The 22,047-nt window shown below is 69.6% G+C and carries 21 protein-coding genes and 2 CRISPR repeat arrays (1 of these 23 running past the window's edge); of the genes, 12 read left to right on the top strand and 9 right to left on the bottom strand.

Going from position 1 to position 22,047, the window contains the following annotated elements; translation table 11 throughout:
- Window positions 1-11: 11 nt before the first annotated feature.
- Window positions 12-662: a TetR/AcrR family transcriptional regulator gene (locus AB0O01_RS29540; protein ID WP_365318081.1), complete on the bottom strand. Its 651-nt coding sequence runs from the start codon at window positions 660-662 to the stop codon at window positions 12-14.
- Window positions 663-1,007: 345 nt separating this feature from the next.
- Between AB0O01_RS29540 and AB0O01_RS29535 the strand changes: the two genes are divergently transcribed.
- The 4 genes from AB0O01_RS29535 to AB0O01_RS29520 all read left to right on the top strand — a co-directional run bounded on the left by AB0O01_RS29535 (window position 1,008) and on the right by AB0O01_RS29520 (window position 5,382).
- The gene (locus AB0O01_RS29535) at window positions 1,008-1,985 is read left to right on the top strand and encodes a tetratricopeptide repeat protein (protein WP_365318079.1); all 978 of its coding nucleotides are present in this window, start codon (window positions 1,008-1,010) and stop codon (window positions 1,983-1,985) included.
- A gap of 645 nt (window positions 1,986-2,630) precedes the next feature.
- Complete coding sequence (locus tag AB0O01_RS29530) at window positions 2,631-3,263, top strand: DUF6230 family protein (protein ID WP_365318078.1); 633 nt, start codon at window positions 2,631-2,633, stop codon at window positions 3,261-3,263.
- 144 nt (window positions 3,264-3,407) lie between these two features.
- The gene (locus AB0O01_RS29525; RefSeq protein WP_365318076.1) at window positions 3,408-3,980 is read left to right on the top strand and encodes a DUF6114 domain-containing protein; all 573 of its coding nucleotides are present in this window, start codon (window positions 3,408-3,410) and stop codon (window positions 3,978-3,980) included.
- Window positions 3,970-5,382, top strand: coding sequence for a hypothetical protein (locus AB0O01_RS29520; RefSeq protein ID WP_365318074.1), 1,413 nt, complete (start codon window positions 3,970-3,972; stop codon window positions 5,380-5,382). The genes AB0O01_RS29525 and AB0O01_RS29520 overlap by 11 nt, the downstream gene beginning before the upstream one ends.
- A gap of 94 nt (window positions 5,383-5,476) precedes the next feature.
- On the opposite strand, the gene pyk is transcribed toward AB0O01_RS29520, so the two are convergent.
- From pyk to pta, 3 genes are all read right to left on the bottom strand, one after another.
- Window positions 5,477-6,901, bottom strand: a complete 1,425-nt coding sequence (gene pyk / locus AB0O01_RS29515) for a pyruvate kinase (protein ID WP_365318072.1) — start codon at window positions 6,899-6,901, stop codon at window positions 5,477-5,479.
- A 146-nt stretch (window positions 6,902-7,047) separates the two neighbouring features.
- Window positions 7,048-8,289 carry an acetate kinase gene (locus AB0O01_RS29510; RefSeq protein WP_365318070.1) on the bottom strand — a complete coding sequence of 414 codons (1,242 nt, stop codon included), beginning with the start codon at window positions 8,287-8,289 and terminating at the stop codon, window positions 7,048-7,050.
- Window positions 8,286-10,430 carry a phosphate acetyltransferase gene (gene pta, locus AB0O01_RS29505; RefSeq protein ID WP_365318068.1) on the bottom strand — a complete coding sequence of 715 codons (2,145 nt, stop codon included), beginning with the start codon at window positions 10,428-10,430 and terminating at the stop codon, window positions 8,286-8,288. The genes AB0O01_RS29510 and pta overlap by 4 nt, the downstream gene beginning before the upstream one ends.
- A 336-nt stretch (window positions 10,431-10,766) precedes the next feature.
- Here pta and AB0O01_RS29500 point away from each other — a divergent pair, with 336 nt between their 5' ends.
- Window positions 10,767-11,792 carry an ATP-dependent 6-phosphofructokinase gene (locus AB0O01_RS29500; protein WP_365318067.1) on the top strand — a complete coding sequence of 342 codons (1,026 nt, stop codon included), beginning with the start codon at window positions 10,767-10,769 and terminating at the stop codon, window positions 11,790-11,792.
- Window positions 11,793-11,925: 133 nt separating this feature from the next.
- On the opposite strand, the gene AB0O01_RS29495 is transcribed toward AB0O01_RS29500, so the two are convergent.
- From AB0O01_RS29495 to AB0O01_RS29475, 5 genes are all read right to left on the bottom strand, one after another.
- Window positions 11,926-12,750, bottom strand: a complete 825-nt coding sequence (locus tag AB0O01_RS29495) for a carbohydrate ABC transporter permease (protein WP_365318362.1) — start codon at window positions 12,748-12,750, stop codon at window positions 11,926-11,928.
- A gap of 13 nt (window positions 12,751-12,763) precedes the next feature.
- Window positions 12,764-13,726: a sugar ABC transporter permease gene (locus AB0O01_RS29490; RefSeq protein WP_365318064.1), complete on the bottom strand. Its 963-nt coding sequence runs from the start codon at window positions 13,724-13,726 to the stop codon at window positions 12,764-12,766.
- Between the two features lie 10 nt (window positions 13,727-13,736).
- The gene (locus AB0O01_RS29485; RefSeq protein ID WP_365318062.1) at window positions 13,737-15,146 is read right to left on the bottom strand and encodes an extracellular solute-binding protein; all 1,410 of its coding nucleotides are present in this window, start codon (window positions 15,144-15,146) and stop codon (window positions 13,737-13,739) included.
- Between the two features lie 161 nt (window positions 15,147-15,307).
- The gene (locus AB0O01_RS29480; protein WP_365318061.1) at window positions 15,308-15,520 is read right to left on the bottom strand and encodes a hypothetical protein; all 213 of its coding nucleotides are present in this window, start codon (window positions 15,518-15,520) and stop codon (window positions 15,308-15,310) included.
- Window positions 15,517-15,900 (bottom strand): hypothetical protein, encoded by a 384-nt coding sequence (locus tag AB0O01_RS29475; RefSeq protein ID WP_365318059.1) that lies wholly within the window; start codon window positions 15,898-15,900, stop codon window positions 15,517-15,519. The genes AB0O01_RS29480 and AB0O01_RS29475 overlap by 4 nt, the downstream gene beginning before the upstream one ends.
- A gap of 346 nt (window positions 15,901-16,246) precedes the next feature.
- Here AB0O01_RS29475 and AB0O01_RS29470 point away from each other — a divergent pair, with 346 nt between their 5' ends.
- The 7 genes from AB0O01_RS29470 to AB0O01_RS29440 all read left to right on the top strand — a co-directional run bounded on the left by AB0O01_RS29470 (window position 16,247) and on the right by AB0O01_RS29440 (window position 20,427).
- Window positions 16,247-17,086: a helix-turn-helix transcriptional regulator gene (locus AB0O01_RS29470; RefSeq protein WP_365318057.1), complete on the top strand. Its 840-nt coding sequence runs from the start codon at window positions 16,247-16,249 to the stop codon at window positions 17,084-17,086.
- The gene (locus AB0O01_RS29465; protein WP_365318055.1) at window positions 17,083-17,292 is read left to right on the top strand and encodes a DUF397 domain-containing protein; all 210 of its coding nucleotides are present in this window, start codon (window positions 17,083-17,085) and stop codon (window positions 17,290-17,292) included. Before AB0O01_RS29470 ends, AB0O01_RS29465 begins: the two co-directional genes overlap by 4 nt.
- A gap of 372 nt (window positions 17,293-17,664) precedes the next feature.
- Window positions 17,665-17,787 (top strand): hypothetical protein, encoded by a 123-nt coding sequence (locus AB0O01_RS29460; protein WP_365318053.1) that lies wholly within the window; start codon window positions 17,665-17,667, stop codon window positions 17,785-17,787.
- Entirely contained in the window at window positions 17,774-18,283 is a 510-nt protein-coding gene (locus AB0O01_RS29455) for a DUF6879 family protein (protein ID WP_365318051.1), read from the top strand. Before AB0O01_RS29460 ends, AB0O01_RS29455 begins: the two co-directional genes overlap by 14 nt.
- 14 nt (window positions 18,284-18,297) lie before the next feature.
- Complete coding sequence (locus AB0O01_RS29450; protein WP_365318049.1) at window positions 18,298-19,095, top strand: helix-turn-helix transcriptional regulator; 798 nt, start codon at window positions 18,298-18,300, stop codon at window positions 19,093-19,095.
- A 92-nt stretch (window positions 19,096-19,187) separates the two neighbouring features.
- Entirely contained in the window at window positions 19,188-19,670 is a 483-nt protein-coding gene (locus tag AB0O01_RS29445; RefSeq protein ID WP_365318047.1) for a hypothetical protein, read from the top strand.
- A 94-nt stretch (window positions 19,671-19,764) separates the two neighbouring features.
- The gene (locus AB0O01_RS29440; RefSeq protein WP_365318045.1) at window positions 19,765-20,427 is read left to right on the top strand and encodes a class I SAM-dependent methyltransferase; all 663 of its coding nucleotides are present in this window, start codon (window positions 19,765-19,767) and stop codon (window positions 20,425-20,427) included.
- Between the two features lie 110 nt (window positions 20,428-20,537).
- Window positions 20,538-21,054: direct repeats of the CRISPR family, unit length 28 nt; unit sequence GGAACACCCCCGCACGCGCGGGGCCGAC.
- Window positions 21,055-21,274: 220 nt separating this feature from the next.
- A CRISPR array of direct repeats spans window positions 21,275-22,047; the repeat unit is 28 nt; unit sequence GGAACACCCCCGCCTGCGCGGGGCCGAC (it continues 414 nt past the right edge of the window).

Here is a 22,047-nt window from a genome sequence, read left to right as displayed (position 1 = left end):
CCAGACCCCTTCTAGACCCCCTGTGGCGTGCCGTCCGACGCCCCCGGCAGCCCCAGCAGCAGCACCCGCGTCAGCGAGCGCACCCAGCGTTCGTCCGCCGGTTCCGCGCTCACCAGGGCGCGGTGGACCACCGCCCCGGCGACCATGTCGAAGATCAGGTCGGCGGTGCGGGCCGCCTCCTCCGGGTCCTCCTGCGGCGTGAGTTCGCCGCGCTCCTGGGCCCGTGCCCGGCCCTGGAGGACCAGGCGCTTCTGCCGGTCCACGATCGACGCGCGGATGCGCTCGCGCAGGGCCTCGTCCCGGGTTGCCTCCGCCACCACCGCCATCAGCCCGCTCTGCGCCTCCGGCCGCGCCAGGATCGCCGCGAACTGGAGCACCACACCCTCGATGTCGGCGGCCAGACTGCCCCGGTCCGGCAGGCGCAGCTCGTCGAAGAGTTCCGCCACCGCGTCGACCACGAGTTCGTTCTTGCCCGACCAGCGGCGGTACAGGGTCGTCTTGGCGACCCCCGCGCGCGCCGCCACATCCGACAGCGTCAGCTTCGACCAGCCCAGCTCCACCAGCGCCTGACGGGTCGCGCTCAGGATCGCGGCGTCCGCCGCCGTACTGCGGGGGCGGCCACGCGGGGCGGCAGCGGCGGAAGGGCGGCGGCGGCTCTGCATCCCCGCACCCTATCCATCGCCGGATGCGTCGCTGGGTTCCTCGTGTCCCTCGCCGGGGTGCCCGGATCCGGGGTGCGTGAGCGAGGTCACCGGGGGACGGTTCCGCTCCCGGGGGCGCAGCCATTACGCTACGGCTCGTAGCGAAAACGGTGACGGGCCGTCGGCGCTACCCGCCCGCGAGCGGACGTACGCGGGCGAGGCCGTACGGCGCGGGTGGGGACCCGGTGCCGTGGGGCACACAGGCGGGTATGGCATACCCGGTTCGGGTGGGACCAAGCACCCCCGCTCCGGGCGGGATCTCAGGGCGTTTTTCGCACAGGCGCGGGAACGGGGGAGGATAGACGCATGCAGCCACGGAACATGTCCATGAGCGGCGTCGTCGACCTCGCCGCGGTGAAGGCGGCCCAGGAGGCCAAGGCGAAGGCCGAGCAGACGCGCGCCGAAACCGCCCGGCACGGCGGCGGCGGTGCCGTCTCCCCGGCCGACCTCGTCATCGACGTCGACGAGGCCGGCTTCGAGCGCGATGTCATCCAGCGCTCCGCCGAGGTACCCGTCGTCCTCGACTTCTGGGCCGAGTGGTGTCAGCCCTGCAAGCAGCTCAGCCCGGTGCTGGAGCGGCTGGCGGTCGAGTACGACGGGCGGATCCTGCTCGCCAAGATCGATGTCGACGCCAACCAGATGCTGATGCAGCAGTTCGGGATCCAGGGGATCCCGGCCGTCTTCGCGGTGGTCGCCGGCCAGGCGCTGCCGCTCTTCCAGGGAGCCGCCGCCGAGGACCAGATCAGGGAGACCCTGGACCAGCTCGTCCAGGTCGCCGAGCAGCGGTTCGGGCTCACCGGTCTCACCGTCGACCCCGACGCCGTCCCCGGCGGCGCCCCCGAGGCCGTCGCCGAGGAGCCCGCGGGACCCTACGACGCCCTGCTCAACGCCGCCGCCGACGCGCTGGACGCCGGTGACCTCGCCGGTGCCGTCCAGGCGTACCGCAATGTGCTCGCCGACGATCCGGCCCACCCGGAGGCCAGACTCGGGCTCTCCCAGGCCGAGTTGCTCCAGCGGGTGCAGGGGCTCGACCCGCAGCAGGTGCGCCGGGACGCCGCGGACAAGCCCGCCGATGTCCAGGCGCAGATCGTCGCCGCCGACCTGGATCTGGTCGGCGGCCATGTCGAGGACGCCTTCGGGCGGCTCATCGACACCGTGCGCCGCACGGCGGGCGACGACCGGGACGCCGTACGGCTGCGGCTGCTGGAGTTGTTCGAGGTGGTCGGGGGCGAGGACCCGCGCGTGGCCGCCGCCCGGCGTGCGCTGGCGCGCGCCCTGTTCTGAGGTGTCCCCGGGGCCGGTCCTCGGCCGGCCCCGGCCGCCCGTAAGGGTGATACCGAGGGGACACCGGATGTCGTGGGGGACTCCAAGCGCCCGCGCTTTGCCAAACCTTGGCCATCGCGGGCGCTGTTACTGCAAGTAAGTCGCCCTCGTCGTTGTGTCGGATTGTGTCCGGCGTTCAGTGGATTGTTCTCCCCATGGGTACAACCCAGCGTCGCGGATCCGAACGCCTGTGTTGTTCCGTGGTGATCCGCCCGTTACCAGCGAGTAACGAACCCCCTTGTGCGGGCGGCCGGAATGCACCACGATCGGCCACGCTCGGTCCCTTCCCGCACTCCGGCAGCCGGCCGGGGCGCGGATCTCACTGGGTCCCCACCGAGCAGGGCGGGCGGCACTGCCGCCGGTCCTTGGACAGGGGGGTCTTCGCCGGTCGGCGGAGCCTGTCCGGCAAGGTTGTGCGTGATGCGTGTCAGGCGCGACCAGTGGTTGTCGCTCGGGGGTGATCGCCGGTGACCGGGGCGCGGTGCGCGCCCGGTGACGCGGGCGCTCTCCTTCCCGAGGACGTAGCACTTCTCCCATCCCTGCCGCGGCCGAGCCGCTCACCAGGCGGGCCGGGGTCAGGAGATGTACGTCCGAGAAGGAGGAAATATGGAGTCCCAGGTGCGTGGTGGGACCAGATGGAAGCGGTTCGCGGTGGTCATGGTGCCCAGCGTGGCCGCCACGGCCGCGATAGGTGTCGCCCTCGCCCAGGGTGCTCTCGCCGCGTCGTTCAGTGTGTCCGGGCAGTCGTTCAAGGTCACGACCAAGCAGCTCGACGGCAAGGGCTTCTCCCAGTACGGCGCCCTCGACGAGGGTTACACGCTCAGGGGTGAGAAGACCGTCCACCCGGTCGCCGTCTCGGCGTTCCGGTCGGCCACCATCAAGAGCATGTGCCAGTCGGTCGTCACCCCGAACATTCCGGTGCTCGGGAACGTCAGCCTGATCCTGCGCGCGGGCGACGACGAGCCGGTGGAGGCGACCAACCTCTACATCGATGTCGCCCAGCTCGAAGCCGACGCCGAGTTCACCAATATCGACATCGGTGTCGCGGCCAAGGACGCCAGCAAGGGTCCCGGCATGAAGGGCGGCGGCGAGCAGGCCAACCCCTTCGGGTTCGCCCAGCAGTCGGACCTGGTCACCCTGAAGGACGTGAAGCAGACGGCGTGGGCCACCACCGCCGGAACCTTCAAGCTCAGCGGGCTGAAGATGTCGCTGTCGACGGGTGTCAAGGAGTGCTACTAGGCACCCCGGGCACGCGCTGACGGGCGGGGGTGCTCCCCGGCGCCCCCGCCCCCGCCCGCTCATCCGGCGCCGCCCGCCCCCGCGCGCCCGCGCCGCTACCCCAACTCTCCACCACAGCAACGCCGTTCCAGGGAGACGTTTTCCATGAGCGCCGAGACCTCGGTCGTAGCCGGCCAGTTCACCCGCAGGAAGCGGCAGTTCCGTGCCTGGCGGGGCTCCCGGCCGTTCTGGGCCGGGCTGTTCGTCATGCTCGGCGGACTCCCCATCGCCTATTTCCCGTACGCGAATCTCCAGATCGGTCATCTGACCCTGGCGATGGCCACCACCGCAGGCGCCGGATCGCTGATCATCGGGGTGCTGCTGGTCGTGCTCGGCTTCAGCCTCTGGTTCCAGCGGCATGTCCGCACCTTCGCGGGCATCGCGGCGATCCTGCTGGCCCTGGTGTCCATCCCGGTGTCCAACCTCGGTGGCTTTCTGATCGGCTTTCTGTTCGCCCTGATCGGCGGCGCGATGGCGGTCGCCTGGGCCGAGGGCGAACCGTCCGCCACGACCACCACAGGCACCGCCACCACCACAGGCACCGCCACCACCACAGGCACCGCCACCGACAAGGCACCCCAGGGCACGGACCGCATCCCGGGCCAGGCGGGAGAGCGCGACGACCCACCGGGAGCGGCCCCGGCCAACGAGGTGAACGGGAGGCACAGTGCCGGCTGACGAGACGGCCGCCGGGACCGCCGGGGAGGTGTCTCCCCCGGTCCCCCGGGCCAGAACCGGGCCGCGCCACGCGGCGCCCAGAAAGCCGCTGCTCACCAGGATCCACCTGCCCGCCGGGAAGGCCATAGCGCTCGCGGCGATGCCCACCGCGGTCCTGATGGGGATGGGGTTCACCCCGAGGCTCGCGCTCGCCGAGGACCAGCCGGCGTCCCGCAGCCTCGCGGCGGACGAACTGTCGGCCGAGGAGTACGAGGACTGTCTGACCGCGCTGGAGGAGGCGGAGCGGGACGCCGACGGGGCCACCCCCTCCGCGACCCCGTCCGCCACCCCCTCCCCGGACCCCTCGCCCTCTCCGTCCGGGACCGCTTCCCCCGATCCCGAGCCCACCGGGAGCACCGACCCCCAGTCCGCCGACGGCACCGGGACCCCGGCGCCGGACGCCTCTTCGCCGGATTCAGGTTCCGACGACGAGGACGACGAGGACGGCGAGGACGACGAGGACGGCGCCGACGGGAACGAGCCCGCCCCGAAGCCCTCCGGCAAGGACCCGGACCAGGACCCGGCGGAGCCGACCCCCGCGCCCTCGGCGGGCCGGGGCGGCGGCGGGCTGCTGGACGGTGTCGGCGACGCCATCGAGGATGTCGTGGACGGCGTCGTGGACGGCATCACCGACGGCCTCACGGGCGGCGACGAGGACGACGACGAGGATGACGACACCACCTCGCCCCCGGCCCCCACCCCCACTCCACCCCCCACCCCCACCGGCACCCCCACCCCCGACGCCCCCGGACAGCCCGGCGGCACCGACCCCACCGAGAACCCCTCACCGGAACCCCCCGAAGAAACCACCGCCTCCCCGACCCCCGTCCCCACCCCTACTCCCACCCCGACCCCCACCCCCTCCGAAGGCGTGGCCCCCGACGACTGCCCCATCGCCACCGACGACGAGGGCGGCGTCGACAATCCGGTCCCGGTCCCGGACGACCCCTGGTACCTGGACGCCAGCTCGCTGCTGCTCAAGGGCGCCGACTACCGGGGCATCGTGGAGGTGGAGACGGCGAGCGGGGTCCGCAAGAAGGTCCTCAAGTACGTCATCTCCAGCGGCACCGACATCGGCGATCTGCACCAGACGGTGAAGGACCCGCAGGCGGGGGCGACTTATCACGTCCAGGCGGCGCAGGGCTCGACCTCCACCATCCGCGACGGCGACACCGTGATGTACACGGAGAAGATCTCCGGGAAGCTGCTGGGGCTGATCCCGGTGGAGTTCAGCCCGAAGAGCCCGCCGCCGCTGAACATCCCGCTGATCTACTTCACCGATGTCAAGGTGGTCCAGGCCGCGCAGTTCGGCGGCACCCTGCACATCCCGGGCATGCGGGTCTACACGACACCCGGCGTCTGAACGCGCCCGGAGGACGTGACCGACCGACGCGACCGAGGGCGCCCCCGGAGACCCGGGGGCGCCCTCGGCGCCGTACTCACAGGGGGCGGACCCGTCAGGTGCGCTCGCCCAGGTGGTGGATGTGGACCATGTTGGTGGTGCCGGGGACGCCGGGGGGCGAGCCGGCCGTGATGACCAGGATGTCCCCGGTGGTGAAGCGGTTCAGCTTGACGACCTCCTGGTCGACCAGGTCGATCATCTCGTCGGTGCTGTTCACGAACGGCACGACATGCGGCTCCACGCCCCAGCTCAGGGTGAGCTGATTGCGGGTCGCCTCGTCCGTGGTGAACGCGATGATCGGCGGCTCGGCGCGGTAGCGGCACAGCCGCCGGGCGGTGTCGCCGGACTTGGTGAAGGCCACCAGGCCCCTGCCGCCGAGGAAGTCGGCGATCTCGCAGGCGGCACGGGCCACCGAACCGCCCTGGGTACGCGGCTTCTTGCCCGGCACCAGCGGCTGGAGCCCCTTGGAGAGCAGCTCCTCCTCGGCGGCCTGCACGATCTTCGACATCGTCTTGACCGTCTCGATCGGATACGCGCCCACACTCGACTCCGCCGACAGCATCACCGCGTCGGCGCCGTCCAGGATGGCGTTGGCGACATCGGACGCCTCGGCGCGGGTCGGCCGGGAGTTGGTGATCATCGACTCCATCATCTGGGTCGCGACGATCACCGGCTTGGCGTTGCGCCGGCACAGCTCGATCAGGCGCTTCTGCACCATGGGGACCTTTTCGAGCGGGTATTCGACGGCGAGGTCGCCACGGGCGACCATCACGGCGTCGAACGCCATCACGACGTCCTCCATGTTCTCCACCGCCTGCGGCTTCTCCACCTTGGCGATGACGGGGACGCGCCGGCCCTCCTCGTCCATCACCCGGTGCACGTCCGCCACGTCCTTGGCGTCCCGGACGAAGGACAGCGCGACCATGTCGCAGCCCATCCGCAGCGCGAACCGCAGATCCTCGACGTCCTTCTCGCTGAGCGCGGGGACATTGACGGCCGCGCCGGGCAGGTTGATGCCCTTGTGGTCGGAGACGACCCCGCCTTCGATGACGATCGACTTGACCCGGGGGCCCTCGACGTCCAGGACCTTCAGCTCGACATTGCCGTCGTTGATCAGGATCTGGTCGCCGCGGGCGACATCGCCGGGCAGGCCCTTGTAGGTGGTGCCGCAGATCGTCCGGTCGCCGGGGACGTCCTCGGCGGTGATGGTGAACTCGTCGCCGCGCACCAGCTCCACCGGGCCCTCGGCGAAGGTCTCCAGCCGGATCTTGGGGCCCTGGAGGTCGGCGAGGACGCCGATGGCGCGGCCGGTCTCCTTGGCGGCGGCGCGGACCCGGTCGTAGCGGCCCTGATGCTCGGCGTGGCTGCCGTGGCTGAAGTTGAAGCGGGCCACATTCATCCCGGCCTCGATCAGCGCGACCAGTTGCTCATGGGAATCGACCGCGGGGCCGAGAGTACAGACGATTTTCGAACGGCGCATAGGGCGATCCTATCGGTTTGTTTCGCCATGGAATATTCCGTCTGGTGGAAGTGCACGGAAGGGGCGGGGAGAGCACGTAAGGGCATGCGGGGTGCGATGGGTGCGGAAGTACAAATGGGCGGTCCGGCGCTCAGCCGAGTATTTCGTCAGTTCTTTTCGGAATCGCGCTCCGCGACCAGCGCGTAGGTCTGTGTCGCGATCTCCAGTTCCTCGTCGGTCGGCACCACGGCCACCGCCACCCGCGCCGACCCGGGCGAGATCAGCCGCGCCCCGTCCGCCCGTACGGCGTTCAGCCCGGCGTCCACCGCGATGCCCAGCCCTTCCAGGCCCGCCGTGGCCGCCTCGCGCACCGGCGCCGCGTTCTCCCCGACCCCGGCCGTGAACGCGAGGGCGTCCACCCGGCCCAGTACCGCGTAATAGGCGCCGATGTACTTCTTCAATCGGTGAATGTAGATGTCGAAGGCGAGCCGCGCTGCCGGATCGCCCTCATCGACCCGGCGGCGGATCTCCCGCATGTCGTTGTCCCCGCACAGGCCGATCAGCCCGCTCCTCTTGTTGAGAAGAGTGTCGATCTCGTCGGCGGACATTTCGCCAACACGCATCAAATGGAAGATGACGGCTGGGTCCAGATCGCCGGAGCGCGTCCCCATCACCAGCCCCTCCAGGGGGGTCAGCCCCATCGAGGTGTCCACGCAGCGCCCGCCGCGCACCGCCGAGGCCGACGCCCCGTTGCCCAGGTGCAGCACGATGACGTTCACCTCCTCCGGCGCCCGGCCCAGCAGGGCGGCCGTCGCCCGGGAGACATAGGCGTGCGAGGTGCCGTGGAAGCCGTAGCGGCGGATCCGGTACCGGTCGGCGGTCCCGAGGTCGAGGGCGTAGCGGGCGGCCGACTCCGGCATGGTGGTGTGGAACGCCGTGTCGAACACCGCGACCTGCGGCAGATCCGGGCGCAGCGCCCTCGCGGTACGGATCCCGGTGAGGTTGGCCGGGTTGTGCAGCGGGGCGACCGGGATCAGCCGCTCGATCTCGGCGAGTACGGCGTCGTCGATCACGGTCGGCTCGGTGAAGGACATCCCGCCGTGCACCACCCGGTGCCCGATCGCGGCCAGCTCGGGGGAGTCCAGGCCGAGGCCGTCCCGGTCCAGCTCCGTCGCGACCGCCTTCAGCGCGGCGTCGTGGTCGGGGATCGGGCCGATGTGCTCCCGGCTCTCCCCGCCCTCCGGGGTGTGCTTCAGCCGGGAGGACCGCTCGCCGATCCGCTCGACCAGGCCCTGCGCGAGCCGGACACCGGCCCGGGGGTCGAGGAGCTGGTACTTCAGCGACGACGAGCCGGAGTTGAGGACGAGGACCCGGGCCGGGGCCGGGGGCAGGGGCGCGGGCGCGGTCACGGGCGGGAAGCCTTCTGATCGGCGGACGGGGACGGGAACGCGGACGGGAACGCGGACCGGGTCTCGGACGGGGACGCGGACTGGGCCTGGATCGCCGTGATGGCGACGGTGTTGACGATGTCCGAGACCAGCGCGCCCCGGGACAGGTCGTTGACCGGCTTGCGCAGCCCCTGGAGGACCGGCCCGACGGCGATCGCCCCGGCCGAGCGCTGCACGGCCTTGTAGGTGTTGTTGCCGGTGTTGAGGTCGGGGAAGATCAGCACGGTCGCCTGCCCGGCCACCTCCGAATCGGGCAGCTTGGTCGCCGCGACCGTCGGCTCCACGGCCGCGTCGTACTGGATCGGCCCCTCCACGCTCAGATCCGGCCGCCGCTCGCGCACCAGCGCGGTCGCCGCGCGCACCTTGTCCACATCGGCGCCCGACCCGGACGTCCCCGTCGAGTACGACAGCATCGCGATCCGGGGCGTCACCCCGAACCGCTCGGCCGTCGCCGCCGACTGGATGGCGATGTCGGCGAGCTGCTCGGCGTCCGGATCCGGGTTGACCGCGCAGTCGCCGTACACCAGCACCTTGTCCGCCAGGCACATGAAGAAGACGGACGAGACGATGGACGCGCCCGGCCGGGTCTTGATGATCTCGAAGGCGGGGCGGATGGTCGCCGCCGTGGAGTGCACCGAGCCCGACACCATCCCGTCGGCGAGCCCCTCCTCCACCATCAGGGTGCCGAAGTAGTTGACGTCGGAGACCACGTCGTGGGCCAGCTCCACGGTCACCCCACGGTGCGCCCGCAGGCCCGCGTAGCGCTCGGCGAAGGCGTCGCGCAGCTCGCTGGTGGCGGGGTCGATCAGCCGGGCCTCGCCGAGGTCGATGCCGAGGTCGGCGGCGCGCTTGCGGATCTGGTCGACCGGGCCGAGCAGGGTCAGATCGCACACCCCGCGGCGCAGCAGCACCTCCGCCGCGTGCAGCACCCGCGGTTCGGTGCCCTCGGGCAGCACCACCCGGCGCCGGTCGGAGCGGGCCTGCTCCAGCAACTGGTGCTCGAACATCATCGGCGTGACCCGGTCGCTGCTGGGGGCGCTGACCCGGCCCAGCAGCTCGGCGGTGTCGACATACCGCTCGAAGAGTCCGAGCGCGGTCTCCGCCTTGCGCGGGGTGGCCGCGTTCAGCTTGCCCTCCAGCGCGAAGAGGTGCTCGGCGGTGGGGAAGCTGGTGCCGGACACGGACAGCACCGGGGTGCCGGGGGCGAGCCGGGCGGCGAGGGTGAGGATCTCCTCGCGGGGCACCTCGTCCAGGGTGAGCAGGACGCCCGCTATCGGCGGGGTGCCGGCGCTGTGCGCGGCCAGCGCGCCGATCACCAGGTCGGCCCGGTCACCGGGGGTGACCACCAGGGAACCCGGGGTCAGCGCGGCGAGGAAGTTCGGCAGCATGGCCCCGCCGAAGACGAAGTTCAGGGCGTCCCGGGCCAGCCCCGAGTGATCGCCGAGCAGCACCCGGGCGTCCAGGGCGTGGGCGATCTGGGCGACGGTGGGCGCGGCGAGCGCGGGGTCGTCGGGCAGCACCCAGCAGGGCACCGGGAGCCGTCCCAGCAGCCGCTCGGCGATCTCGTCGCGGTCCTCGCGGGCCACCCTGTTGGTGACCATGGCGAGCACGTCGCAGCCCAGGCCGTCGTAGGCGCGGTAGGCGTTGCGGGTCTCCGCGAGCACCGACTCGGCGCTCTGCCGACGGCCGCCCACGACCGGGACGACCGACGCCCCGAACTCATTGGCGAGCCGGGCGTTGAGGGCCAGCTCGTCGGGGAGCTGGGTGGCGGCGTAGTCGGAGCCGAGGACGAGGACGACGTCGTAGTCCCGCGCCACCAGATGGAAGCGGTCCACCAGGACCGACACCAGTTCGTCGGTGCCGCGCTCGGCCTGGAGGGCGGACGCCTCGTGGTAGTCGAGCCCGTACACCGTGGCCGGGTCCTGCGTCAGCCGGTAGCGAGCGCGCAGCAGCTCGAAGAGCCGGTCGGGGCCGTCGTGCACCAGCGGGCGGAACACCCCCACCCGGTCGACCTGGCGGGTCAGCAGCTCCATGACCCCCAGCTCGACGACCTGGCGGCCGTCGCCGCGGTCGATTCCGGTCACGTACACGCTGCGCGTCACGTGCGCTGTTCCTTTCGTCGGGCGGCCACCCCGGCCGGTCGTCGGTTCATCTGTCACCGGGCCGGTCGGCCGGGACATCCGTCATCGGCCGGGGACCGGTCGATCGTCACCGGACGAGGGCCGGTCGATGCGCCCGCCATTTCGCTCGTCCGGGTGAAGCGAACACTCTTGACAATATCGTCGCAGATGGATAAAGCGCCCGCTTGCGGCACTGTTCACCACAGGCACCGGCGACATGGAACAATCGAATACGCCTCACCCGGCCCCACCCGCGCAGCGTGGCGCACATCCACTCACCGGCATGCAGCATCCACACCGAGCAGGAGACACAGCACGATGCGTATCGGAGTTCTCACCGCAGGTGGCGACTGCCCCGGACTGAACGCCGTGATCCGGTCGGTCGTGCACCGGGCCGTCGCCCAGTACGGGGACGAGGTGATCGGCTTCGAGGACGGGTACGCCGGGCTGCTCGACGGCCGGTACCGCGCCCTGGACCTCAACGCGGTCAGCGGCATCCTCGCCCGCGGCGGCACCATCCTCGGCTCCTCCCGGCTGGAGCGCGACCGGCTGCGCGAGGCGTGCGAGAACGCCTCCGACATGATCCGCGACTTCGGGATCGACGCCCTCATCCCCATCGGCGGCGAGGGCACGCTGACCGCGGCCCGGATGCTGTCGGACGCGGGCCTGCCGGTCGTCGGTGTCCCCAAGACCATCGACAACGACATCTCCTCCACCGACCGCACCTTCGGCTTCGACACGGCCGTCGGGGTCGCCACGGAGGCGATGGACCGCCTCAAGACCACCGCCGAGTCGCATCAGCGGGTGATGGTGGTGGAGGTCATGGGCCGCCACGCGGGCTGGATCGCCCTGGAGTCCGGCATGGCCGCCGGTGTCCACGGCATCTGTCTGCCCGAGCGGCCCTTCCACCCCGCCGACCTGGTCAAGATGGTCGAGGAGAGGTTCTCCCGGGGCAAGAAGTTCGCGGTCCTCTGTGTCGCCGAGGGCGCCCACCCGGCCGAGGGCACCATGGACTACGGCAAGGGCGCCATCGACCAGTTCGGCCACGAACGCTTCCAGGGCATCGGCACCGCCCTCGCCTTCGAACTGGAGCGCCGCCTCGGCAAGGAGGCCAAGCCGGTCATCCTCGGCCATGTCCAGCGCGGCGGCACCCCGACCGCGTACGACAGGGTCCTCGCCACCCGCTTCGGCTGGCACGCGGTGGAGGCGGCCCACCGGGGCGAGTTCGGCCGGATGACCGCGCTGCGGGGCACGGACATCGTGATGGTGCCGCTGGCGGAGGCGGTGACGGAGCTGAAGCGGGTGCCCAAGGACCGGATGGACGAGGCGGAGTCGGTGTTCTAGGGCCGGTTGCCGGGCCCGGTTCACGGTGTTCTGAGGCCCGTTGCCGGGCCCGGCTCACGGTGTTCCGGGGCCTGTTGTCTGGCCCGGTTTCAGGGCCTGCTGCCGGGCCCGTCGGTCCTTCGGCGGGGCCCGCTCACCCCTTCATCGCGCCGCCCAGCGCGAACCCACCCCCCAACCGCCGCGCCACCAGCACATACAGCAGGATCACCGGCGTCGAGTAGATGATCGAGAACGCGGCGAGCTGCCCGTACGCCACCATGCCGCGGTTGCCGAAGAACTCGTTGATGCTGACCGCGGCCGGCATCTGGTCCGGGGTGAGCAGCAGCATGAAGGGGACGAAGAAGTTCCCCCACATCATCACGAAGGCGAACACCGTCACCACCGCCACCCCCGGCCCCATCAGCGGCAGCACGATCCGCACCAGGGACTGGAGCGAGGACGCCCCGTCCGTCCAGGCCGCCTCCTCCAGTTCCTTCGGCACCCCGTCCATGAAGTTCTTCATCAGCCAGATGGCGAAGGGCAACTGGGACGCGGCGAAGAAGAAGATCGTCCCGCGCATGGTGTCGATCAGATCGACCTGCACGAAGAGCGCGTAGACCGGCACCATGATCGCGGTGATCGGCAGACTGGTCGCGAAGAGGACGGTCAGCAGGAACGGCCGGTTGAGCCGCGACCGGAACCGGGACAGCGGATAGGCGGCGAGCGCGGCGCACACCACCGTCAGCAGCGTCGCCCCACCGCACAGCAGCAGACTGTTCAGCAGCGGCCGAAAGGTCACGTCCTCGGTGAGGACGGCGTCGAAATGGCCGAAGGTCACCCCGTCCGGGATCCTCACCCGCAGGTCGGCCCCCGGATCCACCGCCGACAGCAGCACCCAGGCCAGCGGCAGCACGAACGCCGCGGCGACGGCCAGCAGTCCGGCGTCGGCGGCGAGCCGCCGGGAGAAGCGCGTACGCACCACGCCCTTCACCTCATACCTCCGTCCGCAGCAGCCGCATGTACACCACGGAGAACAGCGAGCCCACCACCAGGAGCAGCAGCGCGACCGCCGTCCCGTACCCGATCATGCTGTTCTGGAACGCCTGTTCGTACATGAACAGCGGCAGTGTCTGGCTCTTGTCGCCGGGCCCGCCCCGGGTCATCACCCAGATCAGCCCGAACACGGACAGTGTCTGGAGGGTGTTGAGCATGAGATTGGTGCCGATGGAACGGCGGATCATCGGCAGCGTGATGTGCCACATCCGCCGCCATCCCCCGGCCCCGTCGACCTTGGCCGCCTCGTCGATCTCCTGGGGGATCTCGGCGAGCGCGGCCGAGTACACCAGCATGGAGAACGCCGTCCCCCGCCACACATTGGCGAAGGACACGGCGAGGATCGGCAGGGTGAACAGCCAGTTCTGGGTGGGCAGATGGAGGAAGTCGAGGAGGGCGTTGAGCGTGCCCTCGCGCCGGAAGAAGGCGTAGAGCAGAAACCCGGCGACGACCTCCGGCACCACCCACGCCGTGACAACGATGCCGCCGGTGAGCGTACGGACCGGCTTCGAGGCCCGCCGCATCAGCGCGGCGAGCGCCAGCCCCAGGGTGTTCTGCCCGATGAGGGAGGACAGCACGGTGAAGACGAGGGTCAGCCAGACGGCGTTCAGGAACGCCGGGTCGGTGAACGCCGTCCGGAAGTTCTCGAACCCGATGAACGACGACTCGGCCTGTCCGGTGAGCTGGAGATCGGTGAAGGCGATGTAGACGCAGTAGGCGATGGGGGCGGCGAGAAAGAGGAGGAGCAGGAGGACGGCGGGGGTGAGGGGGAGGAGGCGGGTGGTGGGGTGGGGGTGTGAGGGGGATGTGGGGGGCGTCTGCTTGGGTGGGCGGGGTTGGTTCTTGAGCGGAGTGGTGCCGCCGTCGGTGGTCGGGGTTCCGCTGAGGGGCGTGCTCTTCATGCCGTCGCCGCTAGCTCTCGGTGGGCTGGCTGCCGGTGACTTGGTTGTCGGTGACGTCCCGGAGGGTGTCGTCGTACGCGGCGGCGGCCTCGTCCACCGACAGATCCCCGGTGGTCACCGCTTCCATCGCCTCCTGGATGGCCACGGACACCTTCGGGTACGCGGGGTAGGCGGGCCGGTAGTGGGTGGCGGGGACGAGGTCGGTGAAGAATTCGATACCGGGCTGGGCGGCGATGTACGCGGGATCGGCGGCGACGTCCTTCCGTACCGCGATACCGGAGTTGGCGATGTACCACTTCTGGGCGTTGGCCTTGGTCTGCATGGTGGTGATGAAGTCGAAGGCGAGGTCCTTGTTGGCGGCCTTGTCCGGGATGGACCAGGTCCAGCCGCCGGACATGCTGACCTTGCCGGGCGCCTGCCCGTGCTGGGTCGGCATGGCGGCGAGCCCCAGTTTGTCGGACCACTCGGGCCACTGATGCCCGCTGCCGGGGAGCCAGTCCTGGGGGAGCCAGGACCCGTCGAGATTGATCCCGAGCCTGCCTTCGGGAAGCAGTTCGCCACGGACGCGGGTACCGAAATTCGGGTCGAGGGCGTCGGAGACCTCGGGCCCGAGTGACTCCTTGTAGACGGTCTCGACGAAGGTGAGGGCGTCCTTGAAGGGTTGGCTGCCGGTGATCCACTTCTTGCTGCCGTTGTCGTAGAGGGGGTCGGCGGCGCCGGAGTCACCACTGCCCTCAGCGGTGCCGTAGAGCAGCATCTCGAAGCCCTGCATGGTGGCGGCCTCGCCCATGGGTTTGCCGGTGTAGACATTGAGGGGGGTGACGTCGGGGACCTTCTCCTTGATGGTGCGGGCGGCGGAGAGGACGTCGTCCCAGGTCCTCGGCTGCCAGTCGGCGGGGAGTCCGGCCTTGGCGAAGATCGCCCTGTCGTACCAGAGCGCCCGGGTGTCGGTCCCGTCCGGGACGCCGTACGTCTTCCCGTCCTCGCCGCGGGCCGCCGCCTTCGCGGTGTCGATGAACTGGTCCCAGTCGGCCCATTTCTCCAGGTAGGGGTCGAGGGGGGTGAGGTAGCCGCTGGTGATGTCGGAGTTGATGAGGAAGGTGTCCTCGTAGACGAGATCGGGGGCGGTCTTGGGCGAGCGGAGCATCTGCTGGAGCTTGGTGTAGTACTCCGAGTCGGCGGCCTTGATCGGCACGAACTCGACGCTCTTCCCCGGGTACTTCGCCTCGAACTGCTCCTTGATGTCGGCGAGGTAGGTGTCCATGACCTTGACGGAGTTGTCCGTCGACTGTTTGAAGGAGACCTTCAGGGTGTCGGGGTCGCTGTCCGACCCTCCTCCGCAGGCGGCGAGGGAGGTGGCGGCGGTGAGGGTGAGGGTGGCGGTGAACAGGGCGGCGGTGGGGTGGGGGCGGCGGCGCACGGTTACCTCCGGTGGGGGGAGGGGGAGTTGTGCTGGGGGTGGGGGTGAGGTGAGGTGAGGTGGAGTGGGGGTGGGGGTGGGTGTCCGGTGAACGTAGGAGGGGTGGTCCAGTCCGGTCAATGAGTGTGCGTCGAGTGATGGATACCCCGGGGGATGGGGGGCTATGGGGTGCCGGGTGGGGCTTGGCCGGCGGTGTGGCAGCGGGGGCAGCGGCAGGGGGGCCAGCGGAGGGAGTCGGGGAGGGTGAGGGGTCCGGGGCCGGGGCGGTAGGTGCGGCGGAGGGTGGGGGTGAGTCGTCGTCCGTCGGGGCCGACGCGGTAGATCTCGATGGTCATGCGGGAGGTGCCGGGGGTGGGTGGGGTGCCGGCGTTCATGGGGTGGGGGTTTCGGGAGTATCGGGGGCTTCGGGAGTGCCGGGGGCTTCGGGGGTATCGGGGGTCTCGGGGGCAGTGTCGATGTAGTGCCAGCTATGGCAGCCCGGGTGTCCGGTGTAGAGGATGCATGCCTCGTCGTCGGGGGTGGGGCCGGAGATGGCGTTGCAGTCGGGGACGATCCGGAAGGCGTGGGGGCGGTGGCCGTCCGTCCACTGGGCCCATACTTCGCCCTCGCTCGGATCGTCCAACTCCCAGACGAGGTCGTGGTGGGGGCCGGTGGGGTGCGCCTGGAGGAGGCAGCGGAGGAGGGGTTGTACGTTCTGCGGGGCGCTGGAGTCTTGGATGGTGGCGAACATGAGGGCGATGAGGCGGAAGGGCATTGTTGCGGTGGAGCCGCAGATGTGGGGGTGGGTGGGGGTGGGGTCTTGGGCGGCTGGGGCGGCTGGGGTGGCGGGGGTGGTCGGCTGTTGGGTGGGTGGCGGTGGGGGCGGTACCTGCCGGGGTCGTGGCCGTGGCAGCCAGCCGAAGACAAGACGCGTACGCCTCACCGTGTCGCGAACCCGCGGGCCCAACGCCCCAAGCGGGGTGCTCATTTTGCCCACCTCGTGACTTCTCATGCAGATAACTCCTCTCTGTAGTGGTTCCACTACCGGGAGGAGTTAGCGTCGCGTAGAGTCAGGTGCAGTTCAACTATGTGGATCGGCAAACAAATTTGAAGGAATGCGCATGGCGAACCTGAAGGAGCTGAGCCCGGACGATGGCCCTCGGGAGGCCATGGGGGCACGCCTCCGCCGTGAACGGGAGAAACGGGGCTGGAAGCAGCGCGAGTTAGCCGCCCGCATGGACTATTCGCCCACGCAGATCTCGCATGTAGAAACTGCTCTGAAAGATGCGACCTTGCGGTTCTGTCGCGCGGTTGATGCCGTACTTGAGCTTGCGGGTACCGATGAGTCCTTTGAGCGCGAGTGGCTGGGGATGAAGTACGGCGCGCTGCTGGAAGGCTTTCCGGGATTCATCGCGTACGAGGGCCGGGCCGTGGAGATCCGACTGTACGAGGTGGGTGTCATCCCAGGTCTGCTTCAGACACCGGAGTATGCGGCGGTTCTGGCGGACTCGTACGTCGAGCGGGGAGCGATCACGGAGGACCAGGCGCGAGAGCGGACCAACCTCGTTGCGACGCGGCAGGCGGCGTTGATCCGAACCCCTCCACCGCTGCTCTACGTGGTGCTGGACGAAGGCTGTGTTCGTCGGTCCGTCGGTGAACCGGCGGTGATGCGCGCACAGTTGGACCGACTGCTTCAGTTCGCAGAGCAGCCCAACGCCATGCTTCAGATCGCTCCGTTCAGCATGGGGGCTCGTCGGCCGTTTGACCTGCCGATAACGCTCCTGACACTCGCTGACCGTTCGCTCCTGTTCTACGCGGAGTCTGCGGCCCGGGGGCATCTGGAACGAGAGGCGAGGGCTGTGGTGCCTACGCTGACGGCCTACCATCACTTGCAAAAGTACGCGCTACCACAGGCGGAGTCCGTGGCCATGATCAACGAGGTACGAAAGGGCACCCCGTGACGAGCACGACCGAACCCTGCAACTGGATCAAGTCTTCCTACAGCAACAACGGTGGTCAGTGCGTCGAATGGGCCCCCGAGAACGCAACCGCGACCGGCGTAGTCCCCGTCCGGGACAGCAAGCGCGCCGACGGCCCCGTCTTGATGCTCTCCCGGGGAGCGTTCGCCGGCCTGGTGGCGCTCGCCCGCAACGCCGACATCGACTGAACCCGTCCGTGCTACCTCTCCCGCTGGGCCCCGTTCGGTCGTGTGAGGCCGGGCGGGGCTGCGGCGCCATCCGGGAGCGGAACGGGATCGCCGTTGGCGTTGGCTGAAGCCTGATCATCCGCGCGATGCATGGACGGCGCAGCCCTGGACGACGGAGTTCCCCCGTTCCGGGGTATCTGGGCCGCTTTCCCGTTCTGGAAAGCGCAGGATCTTGACCGTGATCCGGAGGGGCCGCCAGCATCGGCACAAGGAGTGACCGAGGACAGAGGGGAAGCCATGGACGGCGGAGCGTTACGGAAGCTCTCTGGAGACCCGGACTGCAAGAACGGCACATGCCCGACCCTGTGGGGCACTGAAGATCGGGAGAACTACGTGGTCCAGGGGTACATCGAGACGGATCCCGGACGGCTGGCGCAGTTGGATCTGCCCGACGGAGAGGCCGCGGTGATCGTCCCCGCCGCAGTACTGGAGGAGTACTTCCGTGCTCGTGGGTGAGGAATTCGGCCGTCTCTTCGAGACTTTTGAGCGGAGCGCGTTCCGGCTGGAGACGCTGGACGAGTACGACGTCGAGGAGGAGCGCGAGGAGATCGCGCGGTTCCTGGCCGGTGAGGACATGGGCGCGGAGTGGGCGGACAACCCTTGGGTACGGTCCATGACGGACAAGGGCAAGCAGGTGTCGCGAGTCCATGTCCTCAGATCGCCGCTCACGGACTACCTCCGGTACGAACTGTCCGCGTACCCCGGCAACATCAGGGCGGGGGAGAGCATCGGCATCATCGACGTGACCGAGCGGCCGGTGACCGGCCTGGCCGACCACGACTTCTGGCTCTTCGACGACCGGGACGTGTACCGGATGCATTACACGGAGGCCGGCGCGTTCGTGGGCGGTGAGCTGCTGCCGCCGGACAGGCTCACGGAGTACCGGGGGTACCGAGACCGGGCCTTGTCCAACGCCGAGCCCTTCGCCGCGTATTGGGAGCGTCACCGCTGACGGACTCAATCGGCATGGCCTTGCGGGCACTGCGTAACGCGTCCGGACGGACGGGGGACGTGGTGGCCCGTAGGGCTTCCATGTCGGCGGGCAAACTCTCAAAGATCGAGAACGGCAAGGTCCTGCCGACAGTGCAGGATGTCGATCTGATCCTTACGGCCCTCGGTGTCTCCGAAGACGCCAAGGAACAATTCCTCACCGCTGCTCGGGCGGCGGCCACGGAAGAGACCGCATGGCGTGTCCTGCGAAGAATGGGCCCGTGGAAGCATCAGAGGACCATCCGAGCCATCGAGGCCGGCACACAGAGGCTCAGGCTGTTTCAGGGACAGCTCATTCCTGGGCTGCTCCAGACCCCGGAATACACCTCGGCGGTCTTCAGCCTGCCTCCAGCACTGCCGGAGGAGACGCACGCGAAGACAGTCGCCGCCCGGTTGGAACGCCAGGCCGTGCTGCACACCCCTGGGCGTACCTTTCATTTCCTGATCTGTGAACACGTATTGCGCTGGCAGATTGGCGAGCCGGTCGTCATGGCACTGCAAATCAATCGGCTCCTGTCACTGTCCCGGCTGACCGGAATCCAGCTCGGTGTCGTGCCCCAGGCAGGGAGGAAGCCGGACTTCCCGATGACGTGCTTCAGCCTCCATGACGATCGCCTGGTGATCGTGGAGACATTCCACTCGGAGGTCACCACGCGTGATCCGAGAGACGTGCAACTGTACGCCGACACCTTCGACAGATTCGCTGAGGTCGCCGTATACGGGGACGAGATGAGAAATCTTCTGATGGCCATCCGGAACGGATTCTTGCCGTAACAGGAAAGAAACTAGCGGGAGTTCCGCCGGCCGACCGAGGATGGTGGACGACGAGCCACCATGCACCGCTCCACCACAGAAGGATGCGCAGGATGAACTCAGCAATCCAGACGCGGACCCGTGACCCGCGTACGATTCTGAACGCGCTGGAAGAGCGCGTTCCCCACCTCGTGACCGATGTCGGCGTGGGTGACCTGTGGGAACGGGAGGTGCGTCTGCTCCTCCGCGACAGCGTCGCGGTTCGCAGCCTCGCGGAACGCATCCTCGGGCAGGGCATCGCCTACGTCGTCACCGCCATGGAGAATCCGGGGACGGACATGGGCGTCGGGTACACCGTGGACATCGGGGTCCACCAGCTCATCCTCGACACCCCCCTCTACTTCGCCCTGTGCGACGCGCACAACGGCGGCCGGTACAAGCACCACGCGCCGCTGATCGAGCGGCGTCGCGACGGAGTTGTGGCACGTACGGCCCAGCTCATGCGCGCGAACGGGTTTGCCGTCGACGACGAGTTGTGGGAGACGGATGCCTCCAACTGCTCACCGTGCGACGACAAGGTCCCCGACAGCCACTGAACCAGCGCTGTATCCCAAGCCCTCGTCCTCTCCCAGCACATTCGAGGACGGGGGCGCAGCGCTGCCGCACCTCACCCACCAGAAGGACGCTCCATTGCCCGTACGACACGACATCGACAGTGAACGCGAACTCTGGGACGCCTTCGCGGAGAGTACGAAGGAAAAGGTTTTCGAATCCGACCCCGTGTTCTGCTGGACCCAGTACGCCGGACACGGTCCCGGCCCGGAACTACTGGGGAACCCGGAAACGGTACTGGAAATCGGATGCGGCACAGGGCGGGCGCTGGCCTGTCTCGCACAACTGGGTGTGAAGGCGCGAGGTCTGGATCTTTCCCCCATCATGACCGAGAACACCAAGAAACGCTGGGGTCCGCTGGGAGTTGACTTCGTCTGCGCCGAAGTGCTGGATCACCTGAAGGTCGATGAGGATTCCTACGACGCCATTTACTCGATCTTCGGGGCGGTATGGTTCACCGACCCGGCCAAGCTGCTGCCGTTGATCGCTTCCCGATTGAACCCTGGCGGAGTCCTGGCCTTCTCTCACCCACCGGCCATCCCCGGAGCGTATGGGCCACAGGGAATGTACAAGGGTGGATTCGCCGCCAAGGCCATGTATGCGTACCGATACAGCTACACACCCCGCAGATGGGTAAGCCTCCTCACCAAAGCCGGCTTCAGTCAGGCCGAAGCACGAGTCTGGGAAGCCCCGACGCAGGGACACATCGGAACACTGATCGCCCGGGGGGTGAAGGGGTAGATGGTCCGGGGGTGAGATCGCTGCTTGATCTCGGGTTGCCGTGTGCATTGGGAATGCCTCTGCACGCACGGGATCGCCCTTCCTCAGACTCCCCGCTCCTGACCAGGGAGGCAGCACCCCCGCCCGCGCGGGGCCGACACATGGGTCTGGACTCCCCATCCACCCTGGTCGGGAACAACCCCGCACGCGCGGGGCTGACGTTCCGTCCGGGTCCAGGCCATACGGCCACAGCGGAACACCCCCGCACGCGCGGGGCCGACAAGCGATCGGAGACTCCGCCCGCACTCGGGACAGGAACACCCCCGCACGCGCGGGGCCGACCCGATCACAGTGCCTCCCCGAATCACGATGTCGGGAACACCCCCGCACGCGCGGGGCCGACCTCCCGTGTCCTGGCCAGCGAGACGGACCCCCGCGGAACACCCCCGCACGCGCGGGGCCGACCCTCGTGCGAGCGTCACGCGAGTGTCTCCCGGGGGAACACCCCCGCACGCGCGGGGCCGACGTCGGCGGCGCTCTGGCGGAGGTGGTGGGCCCAGGAACACCCCCGCACGCGCGGGGCCGACACCCCTGGCGGAGGGCGCTCGCCCTCGGGACCGGGAACACCCCCGCACGCGCGGGGCCGACACTTCCTGACCTGGTGCTCTTTCCGCAAGTACCCCTGGTTTCGTTCAGTTGGATTGGCCTCCCCCTGATCAGCCTTCTCCTGCGAGCGCCAGGAAAGCGGGATAGGCATCCTGGGCCCCAAAAGACGCCCATCCTCCCGAGGATCTCGACTGCCTCGCCGTCGCCCTTCCGCATGCGCAGGGTCAACGTCCTCAGGACGGCGACCGAGGACGCCTCAGTCGGAACACCCCCGCCTGCGCAGGGCTGACGCCGCGCCCGACTCGGCCACGGCGTCCCGGTACGGAACACCCCCGCATGCGCGGGGCCGACGTGCTCAGCGCGCAAGCGTGGATCGAGCTGCGGGGAACACCCCCGCCTGCGCGGGGCCGACTGTGCCGGACCGGTCCGGCCTGAGGAGCTCACGGGAACACCCCTGCCTGCGCGGGGCCGACCGCTCCAGCCCGGGGGTCGACGCGCCGCCCGACGGAACACCCCCGCCTGCGCGGGGCCGACAAGGCCGAAGGCCAGCGCCTGGAAGTCCCGGACGGAACACCCCCGCCTGCGCGGGGCCGACCGCCCAGAGATGCTTGCGCGTCTGCGACAGCAGGGAACACCCCTGCCTGCGCGGGGCCGACGCCAACAAGGACAACCCGGCGCTCATCAACAACGGAACACCCCCGCCTGCGCGGGGCCGACTCGGCCCGCTGGGCGTCCGCCCGCTGCGACCACGGAACACCCCCGCCTGCGCGGGGCCGACGCAATCCCAGAGGAGAACCCCATGACCGCCCTCGGAACACCCCCGCCTGCGCGGGGCCGACCGGACGGCGACGCGGAGTTCAACAGCATCACGAGGAACACCCCCGCCTGCGCGGGGCCGACCGCGGATCACCACACCGCGCGACCGGGAAGACCGGAACACCCCCGCCTGCGCGGGGCCGACAGCTATAACGCCAACTGGGCGGGCGCGACCTCCGGAACACCCCCGCCTGCGCGGGGCCGACCTCGCGTACCGCA

It is taken from the genome of Streptomyces sp. NPDC093252 (assembly GCF_040683675.1).
Lineage (GTDB): Bacteria > Actinomycetota > Actinomycetes > Streptomycetales > Streptomycetaceae > Streptomyces.
The sequence above is the reverse complement of the archived record's forward strand: the minus strand, read 5'-3'. Positions and strand labels throughout refer to the sequence as shown.